The following is a 10487-nucleotide window of genomic DNA, read 5'->3' as shown; positions in this document are numbered from 1 at the left end:
AGCAGGTTGGGAAACGATTTGGGAAGGTTGGGATACCCTTCAATCTTATGTCGTTGGATATAGGATGGCGAAAGAAATGCTAGCTGACGGAGAAATGCACTAAGATCTGATCAAGAGACAGGTTTAACAGGAAGCCAAGTGGCTTCTAATAAAATCACTTTCACAAAAACTAAAGGTAAGAAGAACCGAACAGTCCCAATCTCGCCAGAATTAGCAAATGAGTTACCAAGAGTACGAGGTAATTTATTCAGACCATGCCGAAAGTCATTTCAAGAAGCTGTCAAACGAGCCAAAATAGAGCTTCCAGAAGGACAAATGACCCACGTTCTCCGCCACACCTTTGCCAGCCACTTCATGATGAATGGCGGCAATATATTAGTGTTGAAAGAGATCTTAGGTCACTCAGACATCAAAGATACAATGCGCTACGCTCATTTTGCTCCTACGCATTTAGAAGATGCCATTAGCAAAAACCCTATCGCAAACTTGTAAGAAACGTGTTCAAATATTATAGCTATTTTATTCGATTAAAAGGACATGATATGCCTGTAAGAGAAATTGAAACGCAGTTTCTAGGTAATAAAATTAACGGGTACAATATTTATTTTGCTACAGGGCGAAAAGGAAATGTTTACACAAACATAAGCCACTGGCTTGTTGAAAAGAAAATAGCCAAGATTTCTCCTGTAGATATTAGCAATACTTTATTAGTCGCAAATAACAATAACCGAGGCTGGATTGCGTTCAGCGAAAAAGTACCAAGTGGAGAGCTAGTTACAATTTTCGAAGTTTTTTAGTTGTCAAAAGTGGCGACAAAGTGGCGGCATTCCTCATTAATATCCATTAGATACCATTGAATACCGTCAATAAAAGTTAATAAAATCAGCTAAGTGATTGTTTCGGTGTGGGCTTAAAAGGATGTAGGCTTTCTGGACGGGGGTTCAAATCCCCCCGCCTCCACCAAATAAAACAAGGGCTTAGCAGAAATGCTAAGCCCTTTTTCTTTATCCATGGCATCAAAAATGGCGGCACAGCTGTCGCCATACTCCCTAAAAATCCGCATAGAAGCATATATATACTCACCAATAATACATGTAGGTAACTGAATTAATTATTAAATATTAACATTCAAATTTACTACGTCCAGAAACATTTCATCCATGGATTATCGAAATGGGTATATATTGCTATTCATCTAGCTAATCCTGGATAAGGAAAAACGTCATATTCTTTATCTTGACCAAAACATTCGAGAGTCTCTAAGGTATTAAAGCGAAAAAATTTGTAAGTTCTAGTCTGCAGTTATCAATTTAGGCCACTCTAAACTGACTTTTGCACCGCCTAAACTATCAGAATGCGACAAAGTTATTCGACCTTGATGCCAATCCATAACTCGCCTGACTATCGCAAGCCCTAAACCGTAGCCCTCTATGGCTTGTTGACCTTGTTGAAAAGGAAGATATTGGGGTTGAAGATTTTTAAACCCTTGACCATCATCCTCGACGGTTAATACATAAAAGTGCTTCTCTTCGACAAAAGACACTGCAATCTTGGTGTGGCAATACTTGGCGGCATTAGAAAGTAAATTATTTATTGCTCTCGCCAATGACCGATTTTCGAAAACAGCTTGCTGACGTAGGTTGCACTCTAAGCTTATCGAAGCTTGTATGTGCTCTTGAAACTTTTCACATGACTCATTTAATAACTCATACATATTTTGCTGGATGATTTTAATTTGTGAATATTGATGCTCTTGTTTAGAAAACTTTAGATATTCGTCCACCAATAACTGCATGTCATCGGTAATTTTACTGAGTTGTTGTTTCGTTCTTTCTAGTGGTACATCCTCCATCATGGCATTAATAAAACTGATTTTACTGAGTGGCGTTCTCATTTCGTGGCAGACGGTTGCCGAAAGTTCTCGCTGTAAATCAATGGTTTGATGTAATTTATTCACCATGGCGTTAAAGCTTGAAATCAATGGCGATAACATGGTTGGATAAGCTATGTTTATCGGTTCTGGATAACCTGTTTTTGAGACTTTTTGTGCTTGTTTATTAAGTTTATGAAGTGTGAAATAAAGTGGTAACAACACCATCAATAATAAAAAAGTGTTGAGGAGATAGAATGCTATTGTGCCGTATTCATTGCGCTCTTCAATGGCCATTAATTCTGATGGAAGGCTGATCTGAAAGAATCCTTGCCGAAGTTTAAGCAGAAGCATTTGTTGTTCGTCATTGCTCAACAGCAAGATGCCTTTTTCAAGAACCTCCTGCTTAACTTCATTGCTCAAATAGAGCTGTTGAGGATCGATATTTTTACCGCTCAGCAAATGACATTGTTCATCGTTACTTTCACAGCTCGAGATAAGTTTTTGAAGTTGCTTATAATTAAGTTCGATTGTCGGAACATTAGAACGTAATAACCATCTTTCAACAAGAAATGCAGAAGTTACCACGGTTGAAACAAGCAAGGCTAACAGCAGCATGAATGATTTAGACACGGTATAACCTTAACTAATGATTTGCATGGGTAAGCAAGTACCCTTTTCCCCACACGGTCTTTAATTGCAAAACCTCTGAACTTAAAGATTCCAACTTTTTTCTTAGTCGTACAATTCGGCCATCAATCGTTCTGGCTAGACCGTCGTATTCACGACCGACACAGTAAGTAAATAATTCGTCACGTGTAATGAGTTGTTCTAAGTGTTGGTAAAAAATAGCAAACAGATGAAACTCGCTTGGTGTTAAGGATAGAGATTGTTCGCCCACTCTCACCTCACCTAAAGAACGATCCAATTTTATATTGGGAATATGTTCATCAATAGTGGTTACCTGTTGTTTAAGGATGTTATTTAATTTAGCTAGCAGCAACTGAGGTGCTATAGGCTTGATTAGATAATCTTCTGCCCCAAACTGTAACCCTTTTATATGGTCTTTATCATCACCTCTGGCTGTAAGCATGACTACAGGTCTTTGATAATATTGCTTAAGTTCGCTTAATACTCGAAAGCCATCTTTACCTGGTAAATTGATATCACATAAGATCAAATCGATCGTATTTAGAGTAATACTTTCAAGACCATAAGCACTATTTAAGTGAAGTATGCGAAAATTATGTTTAGACAGATAACTCCTGATAAGTGTTGCAAGCTCGATGTCATCTTCAATAAGTAAAATATGCTTCATAACAAACTCCATGCCGATTTACGTCTACGGCGCAATTCCTTAGTATCCATTTTTATAATTTTTATCGTTTGCTCAGCGACTTGTTGTGTTGAGTTTCTCAGAAAGAATGTGGTTGTCGACTTAAGATAAAACGGGATTTTTAAATTCGTTTTATTTCCTAAAGTTGCACAGTGCAAAGGTGTGTCAACATTTTGCTGATACAAACAAAATCGATTTCCAGCTTTGGTCTTCCAAGAAAACGAAAGCACAATCTCACAACTGCTAGAGTATGACGGGATAACACACGCTTTTGGAGAAACACTAAAATTAGGTGGCAAAGCTTTAGCCAAAGCAGATCCGCTGAGGGTAAACCAGGATATACAAACCAATAATAGTGAATTTGATACCGACAAATTAACCCGCATACAACTTCCAGTGAAAACCGAAGAAAAATGAATGCAGATTGAAAGTATCAATCAGTAATGTGTCTTCTCTTTCAAGATTTAGATGCTGATATCGATAGAAGCTAACAAAGCTTAACTGCTCACTAAAAGGATAAACATATTCTAGTTTTACGCTGGGCATCCAAGCTGGATGTTGCGTAAACACAGAGTCGTTTGAAGGCATAAAAAGAGGAGAAATTTTGTGGGTATCACTTTCATTTAAATAGAAATAATAGCCACTTTGTTTGGAGCTAAAATAATCAATGCTCGTTGAAAAACTCACTTTTCCAAAATTGAATGAATTACGCCACTGGTAAAGGGCACTGAGTTGGTAGCCATTATGCACTCCAAGCACATCAGTCAACAACTCGAAGGAAAGCTGCTGTTTATCAAAACTAAAGCCAACTTTAGTTCCCGCTAGATAAGTTGCAGATCTTTGAACCTTTATCGAAATATCACTTTGAGGCCCCCTTGATGGAGAGAACGGACTTACGGCAGCTGCGCTTAGTGACGCATTATCAAGATGAAATAAACTCAGCTCATCAAGTTTTCCATAAATATCAATAAAAACATGTTCATTCTCAAAAAGGTTGTAACCAATATCGGTGTTATGAAGGTAAACGTTTTCGCCATAGTAATTGATACTTGGTAACAGCCAGAGAGATAGGTCTTTATTGCCTTTTACTGGATTAGTTATTTTTCCAAATCCCGTTGAAACAGATAGCTCCCAAGTATTGCTTTTTACAAATTGATTCGGATCAGCAGCTACTCCTAACATAGGAGTAAAGCTGAGGGTTAAGAAAATAAAGTGATAACAAAACGTCTTCATTTTGATGAATATGTACCAAATTTGTAATGTGAAATAATATGTAATTCACACTAACAAATCAGATAGTAAATTAACAGTAGATGCTCTACAAACTCATTTGTAATCCAAACAAAAAACCTAACCTATCACTTTGTTTAAAATACCTTTTCAACATTTAACTTCGACTAAGAAAACAGAGTTTTTCAATGTGTTACCTACAAGTAATGAAAACAGTGCAATTATTAACCATGCACGAAGTATGGATTATTAATCAAAGTAATTGGTACAAATTGGTACAGTTTAATCACTTGTTACTCGTTATAAAAGACAATGTTTAAAAATTGTTATAACAATAAAAGAGGAAAACCATGAAGGTTTCTAGATTGACAAGCATGATCTTGTCCAGCTTGTATGCGACAGGCATTGCAGCCAGTGCACACGGACTGGCAAACACACAAGATGATATTAAACTTAGACCGATTCAAATGACGGCCGAGCAAATCAAAGCTTACCAACAAAGTGCGTCATCGCAGGATAATAACATTCTTCGCAATGGCGGTTATAACGTTCAAATTCGCTCCCAAGCCAGCAAAAAATTCACGAAAGAACAAGGTATTACTGGTGAGCATGTTTACATTATCCATTTAAATGATAAACCTGTAGCAAGTAAGTTTGGTAAACAAGCGGTTCAAGGAACTAAGAACACCACCTCATCAAAAATATTTAGTCAAGGCAAAGCACAACACTCAGCGATTACGGCTTACACTTCTGAATTAAAAGCAAAACAAAGTAGCGCTATCACTCAAGTAAGCAGCATCGCTTCTGGTAACTCTGCACGTATGCAGTTTGTTAACGCCGTTAATGGCTTCACCATAAAGATGACGCAAGAGCAAGCCGAGCAAGTAGCTAAAATGGCGAACGTACGTTTAGTTCAACGCTCAAAAGAATACCAATTACAGACTGATGATGGCCCTAAACTCATTCAGGCTGATAAAGTTTGGAACGGACAAACACAAGCTAAAACAAACTTTAAAGGTGAAGGCGTTATTGTTGGTGTCATCGATTCTGGCGTAAATACCGATCACGTCTCATTTGCTGATATCGGTGGTGATGGGTTTGATCATACCAATCCTTGGGGGACTGGGAATTACGTGGGTGAATGTACCGTCGAAGGTAATGAGTCCATGTGTAATGACAAACTCATTGGTGTACGGACTTATGATGTAATTACTGATGGCTACAGTGAATATTTTTGGGGACCGACACCACAAGGTGGTGAAGACTTTAATGGTCACGGCTCTCACACTGCATCGACTGCAGCTGGCAATACTTTGATCAATGTTGACTTTGTCGGCGGCCAAATACAAGAAGCTGGTGATGGTGATGTATTAGTTGAAGGTTTATTTCCAGAAATCAGTGGCGTCGCACCACACGCAAATATTGTTTCGTATCAGGTATGTAACCCATTAGGAGGTTGTCCGGGTGAAGCCTTGGTGGCAGCCATTGAAGACAGCATTACCGACGGTGTAGATGTCATCAACTTTTCGATAGGTGGTGTCGATCATAAGTCTCCATGGGATGATTCAGTACAACTGGCGTTTTTAGCTGCAAATGAAGCAGGAATTTCAATCGCAGCAGCGGCAGGCAATAGCGGTGGTACAGAAGGAACCGAATATTTACAGCAAATCGACAATGTTGCACCGTGGTTGTTGAATGTAGCAGCAACCACGCATGGCCGTACCGTTGAGATAGATACTAAAATCACTAACCCGACACTTGCAGAAGAAGCTGCAGGGTTTAGCCAGCTTTCAGGTGGCGGCATTAATGGTGACAGTGTGACGGGAATTGTAGTCAAAGCTGCTGATTTTGGAGATGCTCGCTGCTTAGCTCCGTTTGCAGCTGGCACTTTTGACAGCTTGGGTTATACCGAATCAGATGGTTCAGATGCGGATATCATCGTAGTGTGTGAGCGTGGTGAGAACGGTCGAGTCGAAAAGTCGCATAATGTTGTGGCGGGAGGAGCAGAAGGACTCATACTCTACAACACTGATTCTTATGGTGATTTTTCTAACATTGGTTACACCGATAAATATGCCGTTCCGGGCATCCATCTGAGTAATGGTGCTTATTATGGTGATTGGACGAATAATTACCAAGGCTTGAATACATGGATTGATGGTGGTGAAACAGGTAAATACCAAATTACGCTATCTAAAACTGATGTGAGTCGTGAAATCGATGAAGATCGTCAAGATGCGCTTGCGGTATTCTCTTCCCGTGGTCCAAGTATCGGTAACCCAGAGCACTTAGTGCCAAGCGTATCGGCACCGGGCGTTGATATCTATGCAGCTTATCGTGATGAGGCGCCATTTGAGCAATATATCGAAGGTGGTGTACCAGTAGTTGCTGATTTCGCTTTTTTAAGCGGTACTTCAATGGCAAGCCCACACGTTGCTGGTTCATTAGCATTACTAACCGAAGCACACCCAGATTGGACACCTGCACAACGCCACTCTGCTCTGCAAATGACCGCAGAGCCTGAAGTTACCATGGCATTATATTCTAATACACCAAAAGATGAACGTTTTGAAGCTGCTGTGTATCGTGCTGGTACAGGCCGAATCAATGTTGCTAATGCGGTAGATGCAGGTTTAGTGCTAGATGAAAGCAGCACCAACTTTAAAATGGCTGACCCAGATAACGGTGGTGAAATGCATCGTTTGAACGTGCCAGAGTTGGTTAACTTTTCATGTGAACCAGAATGTCAGTGGATTCGAACATTTACAGCAACGAAAGATGGTACTTACCAAATTACCAATGAACCTGTTTACAACTTTTCGCCAAACCCTGATGGACAGTTTATACAACATGGTGTTGATGTTTCTGCCTCGCCAGCAAGCTTTAGTTTAAAAGCAGGCGAGACTCAAACCGTACTGTTTAAAGCTTCGGTTACCGATGCACAAAGCATTTTTGGTAACTCAGAAGTAGAACTGCATTCTCACATGTTGATTAATGAAACTTCAGAGCAATCTCCAGAAATGAGAATGCCGATGGTATTTAAGCTGAATGGCGGTGATTTGCCATCAAATCTTGATGTAGTAGCGCACCGTAATCAAAGCAGTGCAACATCTAATGAGTTTATGCTGCCACAGGTTGAAGCCCCATTTACTCGGGTATTCTCAGCGGTGAAAGCCGTTCCTGAAACTGTAACCTTACCAAAAGATGATGACCACTTTGCGCCTTGGAATCGGAGCGGTGAAGGTGAAAAAGCTGAGCTAATTGATGAAGCAACTCACACCTTTAATGTCGCTATTCCAGAAGGTTCAAAGCGTTTCGTAGTAGAGATTTTATCCGAGGCGAGTAGTATTGGTGATAGCGGTTGGAAAGCCGGTAACCCACATATTTACATTGGACGTGATTTTAATAACAACGGCGAAATCGAGCCTTACGATGAAACCATCTGTGTATCAGACAGTAATGGTCGTAAAAATATGTGTAACATTAATCTTCCTGAAGCAGGTAATTACTGGGTTGCTATCCACAACCAGCATGGGTTTTTCCCTGGCGCAGAAGAACATGATGATACCTTCACATATGCGTACGGTGTCGTAGGAGAACAAACATCAGCCGATATGAGCTTCGCAGTTCCATCTACCGATGGCTCGAATCCGGTTAAAGGGGACCTGTCTTGGAATATCGAATCAATGGCTGAAGGTGATCAATATTACTCAGCCGTTGATATAGGCACGTCTCAGACAAACGCTGGAAATTTGGGGATCATTCCTTTAACGCTCAATCGAGGTGCCAGTGATGTAAGCATGAAATGGCAGAGCGATTCACAAAGAGCAGGAGAAGCTTCCAGCTTGACCTTCAAAGCATTACCTAATATCAGTGGTAATGAGCGTGAATACACGATTACCGCACAACTGCCTGATGGATTTATTACCGACCTCTCACAAGTTGAAGTTTCACAATCAGAGTTTGTTGAAACCATGACTCTGGAAGCTGGTGTATTAACGATATCTGGTACTCAAAAGCACACAGGAAATATCGAAAAAAGCTATAACGTCACCACTAACCTCGAAGATGCAATGTGTCGTACGCCAGATGTCGGCTTAGGCAGTAATGGTGGTTACATTAACTTAGCTAATGGTGGAATTGACCCAGTGGTTGATGCTCACCCAGATTTCAACCGAGCAGGAATAAGCATTCCAGTATCGGCTTTTGGAACGGGCTATTCATCGTATGCACTGTTTAATAACCATAAATATACCGCCACGAATAACCTAGTAATTAGACCTATGGGAACCGTAGCATTAGATCAAAATAGTGTATTCTTTCCATTAACAATGCCAATCCCAGCAGAAGGTTTCTTAACTAACTATCTTGCACCTTTATCTCGTGGTTGGGGAGCAAGTAATGGCAATTTTGTACAAGAGACCATGGGCGCTCCGTTAAGTTACGACTCTGGGGTATCACTTGCAGGTACCAATAATGGTTGGGCCATCATTGAATATGATAATGCTCGCACTATGACCTATGAGGGATATGACTTCAAAACTGGAACTGTTACCTATGGCGATTTCGGCGATCGTTTCGACTTTGAACTTATCCTCAACATGAATACTCGATTTGCAGATAACGAATTCGAAGTCATCATGGCTTATGATGAAGTTAACTTCAACGGTGATGTACGCGGTGCAGTTGGTTTGCAAGGCGTATCTGGTTTGAGCAATTGGTATGGTCGTTATAGTGAAGTAGCGGGTGAACAAGTTGCATTCAATAACCTTGATCAAGTGTTACAAGAGGGATTAGTAGTTTGTTATGACTATGTAGGCCCTGAATCATCACAATTTGAAGTAACAGTGAATGGTTTGGTATCGAGCAATATGTCAGGACAATCATTAACGGCAACAGCCGTTAGCCAAATAAATGGTATGAATGATATTGAAATGTCACAAACACTGACCATTCCATCAAACATCAGTGTCAGTCCTTATCAGGACATGAAGGTAGATGAAGACAGTGATTGGGTTGAGCTGAATGTGGTTTACTCTGATGAAACAAACAGTGTTAATCAAATCAGCGTAACCGGCGAAGGCATTGAGTCAGAAGTTGACGCCCATGAAGCTGGAAGTACCGTTCGCTTCCGCCCAATCGCTGATTTTTCAGGTGAAACAGTCTTGAATGTGACGGTGGCTGATGTAGAAAATCCAATGGATAAAGCTACCTCTTCATTTAACTTAACCGTTATGCCAAGTGAAGATGCACCTGTCATTAATACAGTATCAGCCGTAGCAGCGAACGGCAGCTTAACCTTAAGTGTTGACGCTAATGATGTTGATGGTGATGAACTTGCAATTACTTGGACGCAAACATCCGGCACTGATTTGGGTGAATTGCCGAGCACAGCAAACATTGAACTCACCAATGTTTCGGCTGGAAGTTACGGGTTTGATGTTGAAATTTCTGACGGCAAAATCTCTGTCACTGAGTCGGTAACGATTGAAGTTCAGGCTGCACCAACCCAAGAAACCGTTACTCCAAAGAAAAAATCTGGTGGTAGTTTAGGCGGTATCGCAGTACTAATGCTAATGATGGCTGGGCTACGTCGCAGAATGAAACGTTAGATGATGTTAAATTGTTAATCTATAAAAGGCTGGGATTTTCCAGCCTTTTTATTTTATAACTGCGAATACCAACACAGTTTTTCAAAGAAAACTAGTCTCATCTGATCATCATTGGCGAACTGAGTCAGGTATATACTCATCGAATACAGGCAAGTTATTTTGCTATGCTGAACCTTAAGCAGGACGTTCAACTTCGTTTGACAATTTACACCAAAAGTATTGGTGAACGCTTCAAAACTTCACTGTCGCATTTGATAAATTTGTTCTTATTTCATCAGTGACGTTGAATAAAAAACTCTTTGAAAAAAGTGGCGACAAAGTGGCGACATTCTTCATTTACATACATTAGATACCATTGAATACCGTCAATAAAAGTTAATAAAATCAGCTAAGTATTTGTTTTAGTGTGGACTAGAAAGGATGTAGGCTTTCTGGACGG

Annotated in this window: 6 protein-coding genes and 1 pseudogene; 3 read left to right on the top strand and 4 right to left on the bottom strand. The window is 40.2% G+C overall.

Annotated elements, in window-relative coordinates; all coding sequences use genetic code 11:
• Positions 1-123 precede the first annotated feature (123 nt).
• Both JQC92_RS12900 and JQC92_RS12895 read left to right on the top strand, forming a co-directional pair.
• A pseudogene (locus JQC92_RS12900) lies at positions 124-492 on the top strand (tyrosine-type recombinase/integrase); the annotation flags it as partial.
• A gap of 50 nt (positions 493-542) precedes the next feature.
• Positions 543-797, top strand: a complete 255-nt coding sequence (locus tag JQC92_RS12895; RefSeq protein ID WP_205000043.1) for a hypothetical protein — start codon at positions 543-545, stop codon at positions 795-797.
• A gap of 494 nt (positions 798-1291) precedes the next feature.
• Here JQC92_RS12895 and JQC92_RS23070 read toward each other — a convergent pair whose 3' ends face one another.
• The 4 genes from JQC92_RS23070 to JQC92_RS12875 are packed head-to-tail and all read right to left on the bottom strand — an operon-like array spanning position 1292 to position 4388.
• Positions 1292-2503 (bottom strand): ATP-binding protein, encoded by a 1212-nt coding sequence (locus JQC92_RS23070; RefSeq protein WP_205000042.1) that lies wholly within the window; start codon positions 2501-2503, stop codon positions 1292-1294.
• A gap of 13 nt (positions 2504-2516) precedes the next feature.
• Entirely contained in the window at positions 2517-3188 is a 672-nt protein-coding gene (locus JQC92_RS12885; protein ID WP_205000041.1) for a response regulator transcription factor, read from the bottom strand.
• Positions 3185-3592, bottom strand: a complete 408-nt coding sequence (locus JQC92_RS23205; protein ID WP_129946847.1) for a DUF3019 domain-containing protein — start codon at positions 3590-3592, stop codon at positions 3185-3187. Before JQC92_RS23205 ends, JQC92_RS12885 begins: the two co-directional genes overlap by 4 nt.
• Positions 3582-4388, bottom strand: a complete 807-nt coding sequence (locus JQC92_RS12875) for a MipA/OmpV family protein (protein ID WP_205000040.1) — start codon at positions 4386-4388, stop codon at positions 3582-3584. The genes JQC92_RS23205 and JQC92_RS12875 overlap by 11 nt, the downstream gene beginning before the upstream one ends.
• A gap of 398 nt (positions 4389-4786) precedes the next feature.
• Between JQC92_RS12875 and JQC92_RS22920 the strand changes: the two genes are divergently transcribed.
• Complete coding sequence (locus tag JQC92_RS22920; protein WP_205000039.1) at positions 4787-10048, top strand: S8 family serine peptidase; 5262 nt, start codon at positions 4787-4789, stop codon at positions 10046-10048.
• The last annotated feature ends 439 nt before the right edge of the window (positions 10049-10487 follow it).

It is taken from the genome of Parashewanella hymeniacidonis (assembly GCF_016900895.1).
Classification (GTDB): domain Bacteria; phylum Pseudomonadota; class Gammaproteobacteria; order Enterobacterales; family Shewanellaceae; genus Parashewanella; species Parashewanella hymeniacidonis.
The sequence above is the reverse complement of the archived record's forward strand: the minus strand, read 5'-3'. Positions and strand labels throughout refer to the sequence as shown.